The sequence below is a fragment of the Suttonella indologenes genome (genome assembly GCF_900460215.1).
In the GTDB taxonomy this organism is placed as follows: Bacteria; Pseudomonadota; Gammaproteobacteria; order Cardiobacteriales; family Cardiobacteriaceae; genus Suttonella; species Suttonella indologenes.
Genome location: NZ_UHIA01000003.1, coordinates 412,421 through 429,334, shown reverse-complemented (window position 1 = coordinate 429,334; position 16,914 = coordinate 412,421). Strand labels below are relative to the sequence as shown.

Sequence of the window (16,914 nt, the reverse complement as noted above, 5' to 3'; positions counted from 1 at the left end):
CTTCGCACTATTGATGCACTTGAGAATCAAGAAAATCAATAACAAATTATCTTAGTCAAAAATGAGAATGATGACAATAAATATATGTCTTATGAATTGAGTTTATTATTGATTTCAGATTGGGAGAAGATTTTGTAGCAGAAGACGTGTTTTAAATTGTAATCAATACAACATATTGCAATTTTTCTGATTGCTATTGCTTGTAAAGGCAAGAAGTGTGAAGTCATTAGTCTTAATGAGAATAAGATAGAAAATCAATTGATAATTACTATGACTAAGGATAAAATTTTTACGGTGAGGGTTTATTAATGCTTTAGACAGTTATACAGCATCCTATGCGAAGCGATGTTTAAGTAAAAATAAAAGCGAGACAGTCCGCGCAAAAGTTTTCATGAAGGATTGTTGAAAATTTCAATATATTTATTTGATACAAGGAACTGCGTATGCAATTAGACAAAAAATTTATGCTCAACAGCTTGAGCCTCAGTATTTTATCTGCCTTGGCAATGCCACAAGCTTGGGCATATCAACAAGGTGAGGGTGAGATTGCCAGCGTGGCGGCGGGGGAAAAAGTCTCCGCCGCCGCAGACTTAAGCGCAAGCCAAGCAACGGCGGTGGTGACTGGTGAGATCAATCGCTCCGGCAATCCCGTGCGCGTGATTTGGTATGGCAATGCGAATGAAAAAGATGGCAAAATTGCGCAAAAAGGCGCGGATAATCAGGGGCTAATTATCAGCAGCTTGACAGCGAAAGGTGCTGATACGGCGGCTGGTTTATGGGGCAATGTGATTATTGAAGGGCAGGGCAATGGCATCGATGTCTTGGGCTGGTCAGCGCATAATAATCGCGACAGTGTCGCTTATGATTTGAGCCAAATCAGCAATCAGCGCCTGATTGATAGCCAAGTGGACTTAAGTGGCGGCAAAGCGGAGACCTTTGGCGCGGTGAAAAGTTTTGCTACAGGAAATGGTATTTCCATTGTGGCGGCGGTGGATTACGGTCCGGGAGATCCCAATGCACAAACCATTGATGGCATGAGCGGCAGCACGCCTTCAGTGATTGCCGCCGCCGATACGGCACCCACAGGTGCAATTTATCGTGAGCAACGTGCCGCAAAAACTGATGAAAGCAGCACTTATGATTTCTTAGCCAAACCCAAAAATGCACAGGTGCAGGTGGCGGCACTCAATAATACTGGCAGCATTCAGGCATCGCTGCATTCCAGCGCAAATGCAGTGACAAATCAAAATGATGATTTCCGTGCTTATGCGGTCAAAACCGTTGCTTCGGGCAATGCTGCCGCTTTGACGACTTATGTGTTTACGCCCCGTTCGGGCACTTGGGGATTTGGCGAATATGCCGAGAGCTCGGTTAATCATCACAATACTGCTCAGCTTGAGCGGCTTGATAATAGCGGCATGATGAGCGCTCAAGCCAGCTTAAGTGGCTCTCAAACACCTGCTTTTACGCATGATATTTATACGTATACCAAGGCGGCGGGTAATGGCGTCTCAGTGGCGGCACTATCGAATAATGATATGCTCAATGCCTATTATGTCAGAGCCAAAGGTGGCGCAGAGCATCGCGCAGAAGCGCGGATTGACGCGGTGGACAATCAGGGACGTATTAGAGGACAGCTCCAGCAAATAGCGAATAATAATTCCACCGTAGAAAATGGTGCGGCTTCCATTGCGGAGGCTTTTGCCTCGGGCAATGGCTTGAGCGCTTATGCTGAAAGCACTTCTGTGCGCAATCAACATACGCATGCGGCGATTGGCAAAGTCAATAATCTTGGTGAAATCGCAGGAGCGGCGCATGTGGTGGTGGAACCGGACAAGGCCACGGGTGATTTGAGCATAGAGACTCGCGGTGTGGGAAATGGGATTAGCGCCTATAGTGTTAAATATCTATCCAAAGGCAGTGCAGAAATCGGCGCGATTGATAATCAGGGCATTATCAAGGGTAGCATCAGCGCCAAACCAGGTACTTCAGCCCTAGCTGCCAATCACGATATTCCTGAAGAAGAAGTGAAATTATTTGTTGCCGATGCAAACACTAAAAATAAATATGCCAATCATGTGCCGAAAAATCCACCGAATTCCAGCGCTTTTTCCGGCACTAAAACCGCTTACCGCGCAGATGCAGAAATTTTTGCCAGTGGTAATGGCATTGTCGGTTTTATTGGCGAGAGCGCAAATTCAGATGTGAGGCAGGGGACTACACTGGGCACAATTGATAATCGCGGTGTAATTAGCGGCTATGCTAATTTGGCGCATGGATTTAAATCCAGCGGCGGCGTATCTTCAAGCGGCTATCAAGAAGTGGAATTTCTCCTCACTGGCACGGGCATCGCCGCAGATCGCAATATTACTGAAAACATCACTAATATGGGTTTGATCTCAGGCAATCATGCAGCGATTATCACTAAAGGCGACGCAGGTTTTGGGAAAAATAATTACAGTAAAAGCAGTTATCTAGCAGAGCTGCAAAATTATGGCTTAATGGCAGGCACGATGATCGCCGGGCATTATCATAAAGATAAAGATGGTAGAAATATGATCACTGTTGCCAACAATGCCATGCGCCAGCCTTGGCAATATTATGAATCGAGCAAAGAAGTGCTGGAGAATTTCGGCACACTGATTTATTTAAAACAAGGCTTATCGGTTGAAACCGTTCAAGAAACCGATGCGCGCGGACGCTTAAAATGGGTGGATAAAACCATTCGCCATGATGATGCACAAACCATTGATCGCATTGTGCTCGGCGCGGGCGGCAAGCACAATATTGCCGGTACGGAATACCAAATTATCAATGGCACGTTAGATGCTAGCGGCAAAGACAGCAGCTTTAGCGCCAGTGGCGATTTAAGCAAAAGCATCATCAACGGCGCGGGTATTGCCACTGGCGCACTCGCCGCACACAACGATCTGCAATTAAACAATGTGATTGTCAATGGTTATAAGACAGGGCTGTATCTAGGCGATGGCGTGACGGTCAATGCGCAAGCAAGCCTCTTTAACAGCAATGGCTTTGTGGTCAATCGCAATCAAACGCCCAAGGCCGTTTTGGGCAGCACAGGCAATAATACGCTCAATTTAAGCGGCAACAGCTTCGTCAATGGCGATATGTTTTTTGCCGCCGGCGATGACAAATTATGGATTGCCGATGCAAACGTAAAAATCAACGGGCGCTTGATTGATATGGGCGATCATGATCAAGGCGATACGATTACTTTCGGCACAGCAGGCAACAGCGCGAGCACGCCAATCAAAGTCGATTACGCCATCAAAAATGCGGAAAATTTGCTGATAGATGCGCCAACACGCTTCACCGCCGATGCCCGCATCACAGGTGCAAATCTGCTTACTATCAACGACACACTCATTTACGAAGTCAACGGCGACAAAGACCATGCCTTGTACGATGACAATCGCGCTACACCTTTGAATCTAAACGGCAAGGGCAAATTCAGCTTTGATATTGCCGATGAAGACAGCGAACTCGGCAATAAAGTGCATTTCGGCGGTAAAGGACTCAGCAATAATGGTGTTGAATTCACCACCACCCGCGCCTCTAAATACGCGGAAATGGATAGCGATGGTGTAGTGATATTTAAAGATAAACCTGTTACACCGCAGCCACCTGTAAACCCAACACCGCAGCCGCCTGTAAACCCAACACCGCAGCCGCCTGTAAACCCAACACCGCAGCCGCCTGTAAACCCAACACCGCAGCCACCTGTAAACCCAACACCGCAGCCGCCTGTAAACCCAACACCGCAGCCGCCTGTAAACCCAACACCGCAGCCGCCTGTAAACCCAGCACCGCAGCCGCCTGTAAACCCAGCACCGCAGCCGCCTGTAAACCCAACACCGCAGCCGCCTGTAAACCCAGCACCGCAGCCGCCTGTAAACCCAGCACCGCAGCCACCTGTAAACCCAACACCGCAGCCACCTGTAAACCCAACACCGCAGCCACCTGTAAACCCAGCACCGCAGCCGCCTGTAAACCCAACACCGCAGCCGCCTGTAAACCCAACACCGCAGCCGCCTGTAAACCCAACACCGCAGCCGCCTGTAAACCCAACACCGCAGCCACCAGTGAACCCAGCACCGCAGTTTAATACTTTTGTAAGCCCATACAGCGATGCTTACAACAGTTGGCTAAGTTCGCGCACCGTTGCAGGCAACCCCAATTTCTTAGCCGCATCTGAAAGCTTGAAAGACAAAAACTATGCGCAAGCCAATGCTGCGATTAATGCCTATCTTGGAGCAGTCGTTGAGCACAATATTTATGGCGCCGTGCCGCAACATGCCGTATTACGCCTGCAGCATTTCCGTCAACACAGTCTTGAGGGCGGCAAACGTCTGCAAGCAGGGGAATATCTCACCAAAGTAGGCTTAGCTACTGCCAGAGAAGACTTCGACAATATCGCCGCAGACCACGCTAGCACACAATTAGCAACAGCCGGCTTGGCTTATGGCATCAACGATCAATTCACCATTACTGCCAACGCCGGATTAAGCCGCGACAAACTCACAGGTTTTCAAGACAGCCGCTTAAAAGGCAATTCTATCTATGGCAGCGTGGCGGCAATCACAGGCGTGGATAATTTCACTTTCACGACCGGGCTTGCCTACGCACATTCGGATTTATCAGGCGAACGCTACACCGGCAACGGCTATGATAACCATCGCTTTGATGCCGATGTAAAAACAAACAGCTTCAGCCTCTTTGGCGAAGCCAAATACCGCCTGCCTTTGAATGAACAGTTTAGTCTTGAACCCAGAGCCGGCTTGGCGCTTAATCATGTACGCATAAATGCGCAAACAGAAAACGGTGCAGGCGCGCTCGGCTTGGCGAAATATTCAGACAACACATTGGAAGCATCCGTGGGCAGCAATGTTGTCTATACCATGCCTTTGGCAGCAGGCAAGCTCAATGCCGAACTTGGTCTGGACTATGTACATACCGCAGGCAAAGCACCGATGATTGCTACATTTAAAGACGGCAGCAACTTCGCCCTGCGTACCGCTTCGCAAGACAATCAATTGCGCATTGGTGCAGGGCTTGAATATGTCAGCCCCACAGGTTTAAGTCTCAAAACCGGACTTGCTAACAGCTTTGGCGATGGTGGCAAAGACCTGAACGCTTTCTTTAAAATTGGCTTTAAGTTCTGAAGCTTAGATAGTGTAGTCACAATCCAAAACATGAGATCATTCAACCTCACCCACAATGCCCAATAATGCCATGAACCAAGCAGCCCATCGCCGCTTTATCCGTTGGCGCAACAAAGGGGTTTGGACAAAGCTCATGCTGAGCCTCTCGGGAGAAAAAGACATGGAATGGCTAATGATCGATGCCACCCATATCAAAGTTCATGATACCGCCCCATAAAGTGTGTCTGATGAGAGGTAAAAGAAAAGGTCTCTCAAATTTTTGTAAGAATGTTTTAGCAAACGCAATCCAAAAAAGAGAGAGACCCTATGAACAGTTTACAACTAAGCCCAAAGCAGCTACAAGAAATTTGTCATGATTTTACCAACAAGCCCAATGGCATCAATACGCTACTATCTATTATGTTGAACAGCTTGATGAAAGCCGAGCGCAAGGACTTTTTAGTCTCAAATCATTGCCATGGTAATAAAGCTAATGGCTACCGAAGTCTACGCGGACTGGGTATTGGTGAGCAGATTGAGTTAGCGATTCCTAGAGATCGTTTAGGACAATTTAAGCCTCTTCTGCTAGAAGTCATGCGTGAGCAGCAGGATATGCTGAATGAGCTGTGTTTTGAGTTATATGCCAACGGCTTAACTACCCGTCAGATCGAAGGCATTACTGAAAACATCTATGGTAAAAAGCTTTCCAAAAGCGCGGTATCACGCATCACCGAAAGCCTGTATGAGGACATGAAAGCCTTTCGAGAACGACCGCTAGAGCCCCATTATCCCATCATCTATTTGGATGCCACCTACGTCAAAACCAAACGTGAGACCGTCTCCAGCGAAGCGTACTATGTTGTGCTCGGCGTGAAGCTGGACAAAACCCGCGAGGTGCTCGGTATCTACAACGCCCCCACAGAATCTGCCGGCACTTGGGACAGCATCTGCCAAGACCTGAAAGAAAGAGGGATACAGCGCATTGAGTTAGCTATCATCGATGACTTGAAAGGGCTGGATCAGAGGATTGAAAAACACTTTGCCTGCCGCATACAAAAGTGCGTACTGCACCTGAAAAGACGCCTACTCAGTCAAAGCAAAACCAGCCATAGAGCGGAGCTGGCACAAGATTTAAAAGACGTCTTCTGTGTCGGCAAACATGACAGTTTATCGGCATCTGCTGAACGTGCTAAAGCCTGTTATCAGAAGTGGAAGAAATACTACCCGCAAGCTCTTGCCATATTGGCTGATAAGGACAAGCTAAGCTACTATTTAACCTATCTGCATTATGAAAACGAGGTACAAAATATGATTTACACCACGAATCAAATTGAGCGGTTGAACAAATCCTTTAAACGCACTTTAAAGATACGCAACAGCATGCCCAATGTAGATTCTGTATTAACGCTGATGAGTAAAACTGCTATTGATATGGGTGAAACAACTTACCGTTACCCATTGAGCCGTTTTGCAGATTCATTACTTTTTAGCTAAACTGCCTATGCTGACTTTCTTGCAAAAAGACACACTTTATGGGGCGGTATCTTCTTATGATTTATTTTTAACGCTGCGCTGTGCCGTACTTTCTTTGCGCTGCCAAAGAAAGTACGCAAAGAAAGGCAGCCCCTTGCCTTGCTCCGCTACGCGGAGTTCCCTTGCCAGCTTGAATTTTTCGGCGCGCGTCAAAACGCTTCGGACTTCGTTAATCGCTCAAACAGTGACGCGCTTGTTCCCGAAAAATCCTGCGCTGTCTGTGGCAAGGCAAAAGGGGATTTTAAGTGCTCCGTAACTGGTTTTGTGGAAATTTGCAGTTTCGCTGGTTCTGCGTAGCGAGTTTTGCTCAAAACTTTGCTTTCTTTGCTCTTCGTAGGAAATTACGTCTTGTTTTAAAGTTTAACGGCTATACTTCCGCGCCTACGCGCCGAAAACCCGATCGAGCAACTCAGCGGCTACTATCAAGATTTGCAAAAACTCTTGCAAAATCCCTAAGTTCAGCGGCTGAGAGAATTTTCTCTCAGCCTTAATCTGGAGCGAGGGCAGCGCTAAATTGGCTTTCTTTGAGCCAGTTTAATGCCAGATGGCGGTTGATCTCGTCATTATTCTGGGCATCGGCTTGGCTGCCAAGGCAATGTTCGCAGACAGAATCACATTCATCAGGGCATTCTAAGCGTTTAAATGAGCGCTGTAATAATTCATGAATAGGCGCTACCGCGGCTAAAACAAAGCCTGCACCGCCACTGGCATGGTCGTAAATTTGCATCACGATACGTCTTTCCTCGCTTGCTAATGCCCTATCTTCTTTAACCGTATAGCCCATTTCTGCGCAGGCAATGCCGAGATACGCAGCGATTTCATTGCGTAATGCCAAAGCTAAGGTGCGCGCGATAGATTTTTGCTCTTTTTTGAGCCATTGGCGTTTTTGCGGATTTTTTAATGCCAGCTCTAACACATCGGTATGCAGGCGATAGCCCAAATGGATATTGCTTTGCACATGGCTGCTGGCACAGTTTTTCTCTTTATCTGGACGAGTTGAACCGCCGCCGAGGTTTGCATGGTAAGTGTCTTTAAATTCTTGTGGTAGCTCATTTTTGCTAGTCATGGATTTAGCGCGACCGCAGCATAAGCACACCGCAAAGCCGTGTTCAAATTCTCCTGAAGAATGATGAAAAATTTCTCCGTTGCCATAGCATATTTCTCCGCAGTTGCCTGCTAGTGGGGCTTGCTGCCCGTAGACTTGCACTAAAGGAGCTTGAGCTTTGATAAATTTCTGTACAGTGACATCATTACTAGGGCTGGTAAAGAAATCGACCAAAAAGCCTTGAGGCGCAAGAACAGTCTTTTTGTATTTGGGATTAATTTTGGTTTCGCAACGCGGGCAGATGATGGCTTCATGATGATATTTATAATTGCTGAGCCCTGATGCACCACAATTTCCACATCGCCATGCAGTGTCTAATTGCTGAATGGCAACTTTTTCGTTGTTACCGGTTTTGCTGCGTAAATCAATGCCTGCACTACGGTAAACATTGCCATCAATTGCTATTTCTTCTCCCGGCGCATATTCACGCAAGGCAATGTCTAGGCTGCGGCTGGGAGAGGTTTTGCGCACAAAGAGATTGTCTTCGCGTTGTTTATCGTTTTTCTTGTCTTGTTCGTTAATATTGCGAATGCTAAAACTGGCAAGATTGGTGGGGAAGCCATAGCCGGGCAAAAAGCCGTGAGAGGCAAGGTGGGTAAGCAGGTTTTCACTTTCATGGCGTTGTTTTTCCAGTTTGACGGCGCGCTGATATTGCGGGATTTGCACACTATTTTTGATTTGTTGCTCAATTGCCCGCTGAGTAGTCTGCCAAGCCTTAGCAAGTTGCTCTAATTGTTGAATGGCTTGTTCTTGAATCTCTTCTAGCGGGCGCTCTGCCAAAGCAGTATCGCGAACAAGCGCCTTGAGTGTGTCATGCAGGGGCTGAGACTGAAGTGCTTTAATATGCTGGGCAAACTGCTGCCAAACGTCGGCTTCCTGATTAAAAAACCAGAAGGCATTGATTTTAGTGTTATCTTCGCTTGCCGTATTGTAGTGTTGTAAAAAATCCGCCAATAACAGCGAATGCACATGACGAGCGACAATTTTGGCGGAGTTGAGTGAGACTTGTGGCGCGGCTATCGCATGAGTGAATGCCCATCGCGGATGACGGAAGACATGATGGTTATGCGGATCAGCTTTGCAAAGGGTATAAGCTACGGCGGTAGATTCATTGCGTCTGCCGGCGCGCCCCGCCCGTTGTAGATAATTGGCAGGATGCGGCGGTACATTATTCATCACTACTGCCGCCATGCCGCCAATATCAACTCCCATTTCCATGGTGGTGGAACAGCTTAAGACATTGATTTTGCATTTTTTAAAGCGTGTTTCATAATCTTGCAGTTTGTCTGCGGTAATTTGCGCAGAATGCTCTGCCACGCGGTAATAAAAACCGCCCTCAACCGTTTGAGCATGTAAATTGCTCCACAGACCCTGTGTGCGCAAGCTATGGATTGTAGGATTTTCTGCCATTTGGCGGCGCATTTGTAAATATCGTGGGGTGGCGCTAGCATCGGTGCGCAATTGAAGATAATCAGGCAGCGCCACACGGCGGCAAAAATATTGCTGCGCATCCAGTGTATCCCAATGGCGAGGCAGATAAGGGCTGACGCCACGCAAACTGCTATCGATGAAACGGTGGGTAATGGGGCATAGCCAGACGTTTTCAGGCAATGCAAAGGCAGTGTTTTCCATGGGCAAATAGAAAGTGTCATTATCACGTCGGAGTATCCCAACTTGATTGAGTTGCTCCCATGCCGTTTTCAGCCAAGCATTAATGTTATCTTGTGTGCTGGCTGCATCAATGGAAAAACCGCAAACCGCTTGCAGAATTTTAATCGCCCGCGCTTGCTGAGTTTTGGAATTAAATTTTGGCCAATGCCTTAAGTAAGAATCCGATTTTCTTTGTGAATCTGGGGGTAAAAGCCGCTTGGCAAATATTTTGGAACCAATCCAACGTTTCTGATCAATTGAAATATCGATACAGCTATTTGCGCGGACGAAAAAATCTAAGAGCATTTTTAAAAAGTTGCGCCAATCTTCTAAATCCAGCCGTTTCTTACCCTGATCTGCTTGTGTCACAACCTCTCTTTCTGTCCAGCCTATGGGCGGGTTGTTGATTTTAGCTAAGTTTGGATAGATGAGGCTGACCATGCCGAGAGTTTCTAAACTATTGGCATATTTAGGGCGGCGGGCAAATTCACGTAAAAGAAGCAGCTCTGCCAAATTTTTTTTACCATCGGAAGAGGAGAAAAACGTATTAATCTCTTGGTTATAGGGCAGGAGATGCCTTACAAGCTCGTCTTTTTGTGCCAATGATTGAATCATATCTTTCCATGCTATACGCACAGGAGGTGGTCGCAGTTTTTCCCGGGCAGCATAGAGAGTATCTAAGATCGGCTTTGAGAGGTGTTCTGGAATTTCAGAGCTGTTTTTTAATTCCGTAATTTGTCTCTCTATCTTTTCTCTCTCTTGTTTATTTTGTGGGCTTTCTGTTTGCTGTTGAGCATGATCCAAGAGAAGCTCAAAGACTAAACCGCGTGTTTTAGAGTATTCGGCTTGTTGCTGCATTTTAATCGCTATGCGTGCCGTGCCTTGGCGGCTGTCGGTGAATGTAATCAGGCGTTTACCATGTGCAGGCAACTGAGATGGGTGATCGTCTGCACTAGCACTCGCACAAAATTCCAATACCGTCGGTACTGTTTGCGTTACATAAAAAGGCGTACCCAGATAATGATGACGGTAAAAAGTTCTTTGACTTCCCTTATGACCGCAGACCGCGCAATGGGCATCATCCGCCAGACGGATATAGATTAGGCAATTATTGCCCTGAGGATTGCCAATTTCCGCGCTGTCTTTATTGAGCTTCTGCTGGTTATAGGTGTTGATATGGTCTTTTGCGCTGCCAGGAGCAAGCAGCATATAGTCACTCTTGTGCGTGCGTTTATCTGTTTGAGGATTAAGCTCTGCTTCATCATCGTCATCCTTCTCACTGTTTAAGCTAAATTCATCGGCAACAATCGGTGTGCATTGTTTGAGCTTGCCATCCTGTTCTTGCGCCAATAGATGAAAGCTGCCGCAATCATGGCATGAGACCATTTCATAGACCGGTGCGCCGCAGTCGCAACGATGGCGGCGATGGAGATAGATTTGCCCAAAATCCTCTGAGGATAATTCCGGAGATTTGCAAGGACAATGTTTATCCACACAAGCCCATAAGCCATGCAGCATAGATTGAAAAAGATGCATACGCAGTTTTAAAAAGACTTCACCTTGTGGCGAATAGCTTTGGCTCATCAAGTCTAGCCAAACCAAGATTTGCGCTTGCTGTTGGGTCAAACTGCCTGAGAGCAATGCGCGGCAGCGTTCAATGAGCTGATTGAGACTTAAAGGTTGAGGCGATTGTGTGAGTTCTTGGCGGATAAGGCTGGCAAGTTGATGATTTTTTAAGGCGGCGTAACGGCTGTCACTTGGCAGTTCTTGCAATTCTGCCAAGCTTTGTTGCCCTGTGCCAAGGGGGAAAGATTCAAAATGGCGTTGCCCCGAAATGACGGTGATCTGCTCTTTAGGCACGCCAGCTAAATCGGAGAGATAGCTTTGTAATGCCTGCTCGGCTTTTGCATCGGCAATGGTGGCAGAGGTGGCGATAAAGCGGATTTCATGCGATTGCTTACCAAAGGCTTGCACCACGCGGCGGAGTAATAAGGCGATTTCGGCAGCTTGTGAGCCGATATAGCTGTGCGCTTCATCAAGGACAATCCAGCGCAGGGATTGGTTCTCTTTGGATTTTTGCACAATAGGGGCATCTGCTTGGCGCACCAACATATATTCCAACATGGTGGCATTGGTCATCAATATTGGTGGTGGCTCTTGGCGCAGCTTTTCCCGTGAGAGCACTTCATGCGGGCGGTCATGATCACGAGTTTTCGCTTTTTCGCGTGTATTGCCGTTATATAGACAATAGCGAATACCGCCTTCCAGTGGGCTGAGCCAAGCATCTAGGCGTTCTTTTTGCGAATTGATTAGTGCATTGAGTGGATAGAGAAATAGCGCTTGTACGCCGACCAATCTCCCTTGCTGCTGATGTTGGCGCAAAAGATCTTCTATGATGGGAATCATAAAACATTCTGTTTTGCCCGAGCCTGTGCCGCTGGTGATGATGGCAGATTGCGCTTGCGGAGCTAATAAATGCCGCCATGCTTTTAATTGATGGCGGTAAGGATGCGTTTCAGGAGGAAAGGCGTAAGTTTTTTCCGCATTAGCTAAAATCTCGAGTAGGTGAGGAGAGAGCAATCCTTCTGAGGATAAGTCTTGCAAAGTCTGCTCCGCCGTTTCCCAGCCAAATGTGTGTTCAAGTACAGGGTCGGCAAGAAAACAGTTGCGGTGTCCCAGTTCGTCGCTCATTTCTTGGCGTAAATGCTGCAATATTTTCTGATTGCGGATTTCTAATACGCCCAAAGTGGATTCTTGCAAGCGAAGCAGGCTTTGCTTGATGAGTGCGAAGAGGCTGTGTTCGGTAGTTTGATTATTCATAATGATTGTTCGATAAGATAAGAAGTGAAGGTGCTGCAATTGCGCTCAAACCATTCCGGGCTCAGATGATAGACTTGATAAAACAGATCCACAAATGCTGCATCAGAAATATCGGCAGGGCGGATGTCTTCAATGTGCGCCAGACCCACTTTCACACAAGCGATAAAAAATGGCAAAAAGACCAAGCTGCGGTCTTCGGTGAACTCTCTTTGCCTTAATCTCTTTATCAGTTGCAGCATGTCTTCCGGTAAAGAGAGATTAGCTGTGTTGAGCCATTGTTCAATTGTTTGATTAAGCTCGGTGCAGAAAGCTAAGTTGTGACTGCGGATGCGGTTATAGAGATAGTTATAATGGCTATCAGGTGCCGGATTGCGCATTTCTTCAAATTGCTCATATATGACGACTCTATCAGCGACTCTCTCCTGAGTTTGTCGAACGCGCAGATAGCGGCGCAAAATCTCGCTATTACAGAGAATGTTGAGCGGAATCTGCGTCTCATCAATAGCGGGTAGATTGTTTGCTTCAATGCCAATCTTGCTGAGGATGCTGTGCAAATATGTGCTGTAACTGTGGAGTGCTTTCTGCCAGACTGGTAGCGGTAGCCATTCCCATACCACGGCGAGCTCTTCCCGCATGCGTTGGCAAAATTCTTGATCTAAATTCAGTCTCAAGACGGCTAAAGCCAATGCTTGCTGAGATTGGGCTAAAGCCCGCCACGGTTCAAAAGCAGATAGCGGCAAATGTGCGCAATCATTCTTTTGTAATTGTTCGAAATATTGCCAAGCACTATGAGCAGGATCATTTTTCATGCGCTCAATAACGGCGGCGATAGGTTTAGGATTATCTTGGGGATGATAAGCACAGATGGCTTTTTCTAAGCTTTCTGTCCATACAAGATGGTTCTTAGTTTTATCGGCATAATTCAAGACCTTGGGGCAGAATCTGATTGCTGAATCCGCCGCCGGATAAACAAAATATATGCCTTGCTCTGCCGGCAGCTGATAGTGATTGTCTGCGTCGGCATCGAGTCTCTGCTCAGGCAGTTTCGGCTTATCGAGGCGTATCACGCACACCATAAGATCCGAGCAAGGTACCAGGCTGTTGTTGCTGTATCGTATGCTAAATCTATGCGGATGTTCGGCAGATTCACCGCTGTTATTTTTTACAATCAACGCATCATCGTAACGCTGAATGCTTAAGCTGATTAATTCTTGTCCTGAGGAAATGAGTGCTAACTTGATGGCAGCATCCTGTTGATTGCTGCACGATAAGATATGTAAAAAAGAATCTCGCAGAGCAAATAGCCCCACTTGCTTATTTTGTTTGGATAAGTGGTAATCAATGCTGCGTTGAATCTTTGTATCGATTGATAAGCAATAAGTTAGAAGCATTTTATGCGTATTGCTTAAGGCAATATCAATGCGCTTGCCCATCAGTTGATCTAATCTGACGGTTTTTTGCTCCATATAAATATCATCATGCAAGAGTTGAGCAGTTTGATAAGGAAAAGATAAGACTACCGGTGCATAGCCTTCAGTATTGAGCTTAAGCTCAATAGCAGCAGGAGGCATGCCTCGTGGTTTTTTGAAATACCACTGATTGTGTTCGCCACTAATCTCAAAGTCCTGCGGGGCGGATGTTTGCACTTGCAGCTGTGCAATGCCATTTAAGGATAATTCGGCACCTGTTTTATGACTAGTTGCTGCTTTCCAAGTGTAGGCTATATCTTTAGGTAATACACTGATATGGCGGCGTAATAATAATGTCTTGTCACTATAAAATCCGACCATAAACCGACCATATACTTCATAAGGTGGGCGAAGCTCTTGATTGCTAATTCGGATATGAGTGCAAGGCAAATGCGCCGGGCTGCGTAATTGAGGCCAAGCGCGATAAATAGGGCGGGAATCTTTATCTAAAAAATCACATTCTTGTCCGTATAAATACACTGGTTGTGATAACGAGGTTTTATACTGCACTTCAATACATTGACCTTCAAAATCGTAAGCTTTTAGACCCGCATTATGATGAAACCAGCTTTGCCCAGTCTGCGGATCTTGATACAGACATTCAATTGCTTCATTAACGGAAAATCCTTGTGGCAAAGCAATTAAATAGGGCTGATTGCAATGAGTAAATTCACTATTCGAGATTAGCTGCCAATCTTGGTTGCGATGTTGTTCAATAAATAAGCATGGCGAATCAAAACTGATAGCAGAATCCGCTAAGATCTCGCTGTGTAGCAATATTCCATCAGCATAAAAACGGATAGATAAAGGTAATTCTGTTTTATCTCGATCAAATTCATAATGCAGCTGATTGAAGTTTAGGATTAATTCATTAGAATCTTCACTTAAATTAGCGAAAATCTTGCCGCCAATCTTTGGTAGCTGATGTTCGCCCTCATAGATTTGCCATTGTAAAAATGTTTTTCCTTGATAATTCTTAAGAGGAATTAAAAATTCTTGCGGCATCTTCAAACGCACAAATAAAGTAAATTCATCTTTGCGAACATGATGAGAGTAATGAATGTGTTTTAGTATATTGGCTTTGTATTCATTTGTCGCATTGCTTAAGCATTGATTGATTAAGTCATCCGCCTGTTTTTCAGGTAAGGCAAAAGGAAAACGATCCCGCCAATTGATTTGCTGTTGGTCTAAATAGGCGGCAGGGTTATCTTGTTGTTCTAATTCAAATGTTTCTGCCAACTGCATTAGCGTGCGCACCGTGTCGGCAAATAATGTCATGATGCTTTCTTCACGCAATGCTTGAGCTAAGATGTCCTGTTTTGCTGTCAAATAATCCTCTAAAGGGCGATTTTCTTTTAAACTTTGTTGATAATACGCTAAACCGTAATTAAAAATCTCAGCAAATTTATTATCTTCTTTTGTTAATAGTGGAATCGGTAAACCACCTTCGGCAAATAAAGTGCCTAAATATTGCGTTAGACCGGATTCACTTATTCGATAATTTCGTCCCCAATATCTTAAGCCATTGCGAATCAGCTCATAGCGCTTTTGGGGATTTTTAAATGGTAAATTAAGTTTTTGATCAAAAAACTCCCAAGACCAGTTACCTCCCTCATATTCGCGGCGGTAAATTTCACTAATAATTAGGCAGTAACAAGCGCCACATTCAGAAAAGCTTGGATTATTTGCACTAGGCATACTGTGTAAGCGTACAAATAGATTCTTTAAAGCAATATATTCTGTTTGATTGAGCGTATAAGCATACAAAGCACGTCCATCTGCACAATTGGATAGCTCCTGACGTTGAGCAAAGAAGTTTTTTAGCCAATCGCCAAAAACAGAATCTGAAAATTTTACGGAATCAGCGGTTTCTGCGTAATTCAGGCTTAATTGTTCACTGTCTACAATAATTTGCTGCTGAAGAGTGATTTGTGTTTGTAGACTGGCTAATTCAGACGTTTTACGGGCACTTTCCTCTTTGAGTTGATATATTTGCTTTTCTGTTGCTTGAGTGATTTGCGCTTGGATATTCTCCAGATATTTTTCTTGTTGTTCAATTGTTTGAGGTAGCTTAAATAAGCTTTGCTCTTGCTGAGCTTGCGTTTGCGCGGTTTCTGTTATTTTCGTGAGTACTGTTGTTAATGCTGCAGTTTTCAGCGCTTCGTCTTCCGCCAATGCTTGTATTTGCTGTTCAAGTTTCTGAGCGGCTTGTGTTTTCTGCTCGATTTCTTGAGAGAGATTAAGCACAGTTTGCTCTTGCTGAGCCTGTGTTTGAGCGGCTTCTGTTATTTTCGTGAGTACTGTTGTTAATGCTGCAGTTTTCAGCGCTTCGTCTTCCGTCAATGCTTGTATTTGCTGTTCAAGTTTCTGAGCGGATTGTGTTTTCTGCTCGATTTCTTGAGAGAGATTAAACACAGTTTGCTCTTGTCGCGCTTGCGTTTGTGCGGCGGCTTCTATTTTTTTATTTAGTTTTTCTAATGCGATAGATTGCGCTGCAATGCTGTCTGTTAATGCGGTTTTTTGGGATTGCTGTTGCTCAATATGATGCTCAATAAGCGATAATTCTTGGTTTAATTGAGCTATTTGTTCTTGTTGCCATTGTAATAATTCTGTGGCTTCAACGAGATATTTTTGAATATGTTTTAATTCTTTTTGTTTTTCATTCTGTGTTGCGTGTAGTTCTAATAGATGGGCTTTAATTTGCGTTTCGGTCTGCGATAAATCGGCTAAGGCCTGTTTGATTGTGCGAACTTGTGTTTGATGCGCTTGTTTGCTCTTAATAATATTGTCTTTTTCTGCTTGAACGCGTTTATGCCAAGCTGTTTCTTTTTTGAATAAGGCTTGTTCTCTATCTGCCAATTGGGCTTCTTTTTGCTGCAAACGCTGTAAGGTTGCGCGGAGTTTTTCTGCAAAGCCTTGCTCTTTTTCCTTGAGTTGTTCTTGCTTAAGGCGCAGAGAGATTTTTTCTTCGGAAAGTAATTTTTTCTCTAATTTTTGTTGTGTATGCAAGGATTCTACTTGATTTCTGAGCTTTTGATTATCTTGCTGGGTTTTTTCAAGTAATAGGCGTAGTTTTTTGCTGTTAGAGAACATGGTAATTAAGGTGGTTGGGCAATTAAAAGTCTTTAGTTTTATCGCTTTTGCTATCTTAATTATACTAATCTTCTTCTATCAG

At 45.3% G+C, this 16,914-nt stretch carries 5 protein-coding genes and 1 pseudogene; 4 read left to right on the top strand and 2 right to left on the bottom strand.

Annotated elements, in window-relative coordinates; translation table 11 throughout:
- Window positions 1-443 precede the first annotated feature (443 nt).
- From DYC63_RS02430 to DYC63_RS12350, 4 genes and pseudogenes are all read left to right on the top strand, one after another.
- Entirely contained in the window at window positions 444-5,183 is a 4,740-nt protein-coding gene (locus DYC63_RS02430) for an autotransporter outer membrane beta-barrel domain-containing protein (protein ID WP_115217773.1), read from the top strand.
- Between the two features lie 85 nt (window positions 5,184-5,268).
- Window positions 5,269-5,394 (top strand): annotated as a pseudogene (locus DYC63_RS12355) (IS5/IS1182 family transposase); the annotation flags it as partial.
- A 95-nt stretch (window positions 5,395-5,489) separates the two neighbouring features.
- Window positions 5,490-6,656, top strand: a complete 1,167-nt coding sequence (locus DYC63_RS02425; protein ID WP_115217369.1) for an IS256 family transposase — start codon at window positions 5,490-5,492, stop codon at window positions 6,654-6,656.
- Window positions 6,657-6,663: 7 nt separating this feature from the next.
- Window positions 6,664-6,951, top strand: a complete 288-nt coding sequence (locus tag DYC63_RS12350; protein WP_172459373.1) for a hypothetical protein — start codon at window positions 6,664-6,666, stop codon at window positions 6,949-6,951.
- 231 nt (window positions 6,952-7,182) lie between these two features.
- On the opposite strand, the gene DYC63_RS02420 is transcribed toward DYC63_RS12350, so the two are convergent.
- Window positions 7,183-12,270, bottom strand: coding sequence for a DEAD/DEAH box helicase (locus DYC63_RS02420; RefSeq protein WP_115217772.1), 5,088 nt, complete (start codon window positions 12,268-12,270; stop codon window positions 7,183-7,185).
- The gene (locus DYC63_RS02415; RefSeq protein ID WP_115217771.1) at window positions 12,267-16,832 is read right to left on the bottom strand and encodes an STY4851/ECs_5259 family protein; all 4,566 of its coding nucleotides are present in this window, start codon (window positions 16,830-16,832) and stop codon (window positions 12,267-12,269) included. The genes DYC63_RS02420 and DYC63_RS02415 overlap by 4 nt, the downstream gene beginning before the upstream one ends.
- Between the last annotated feature and the right edge of the window lie 82 nt (window positions 16,833-16,914).

What these genes read in the sequence shown, in the direction of transcription:
- DYC63_RS02420 (WP_115217772.1), bottom strand. Translation starts at nt 12,270, where the DNA reads ATGAATAATCAAACTACCGAACACAGCCTCTTCGCACTCATCAAGCAA.
- DYC63_RS02430 (WP_115217773.1), top strand. Translation starts at nt 444, where the DNA reads ATGCAATTAGACAAAAAATTTATGCTCAACAGCTTGAGCCTCAGTATT.
- DYC63_RS02415 (WP_115217771.1), bottom strand. Translation starts at nt 16,832, where the DNA reads ATGTTCTCTAACAGCAAAAAACTACGCCTATTACTTGAAAAAACCCAG.
- DYC63_RS02425 (WP_115217369.1), top strand. Translation starts at nt 5,490, where the DNA reads ATGAACAGTTTACAACTAAGCCCAAAGCAGCTACAAGAAATTTGTCAT.
- DYC63_RS12350 (WP_172459373.1), top strand. Translation starts at nt 6,664, where the DNA reads ATGCTGACTTTCTTGCAAAAAGACACACTTTATGGGGCGGTATCTTCT.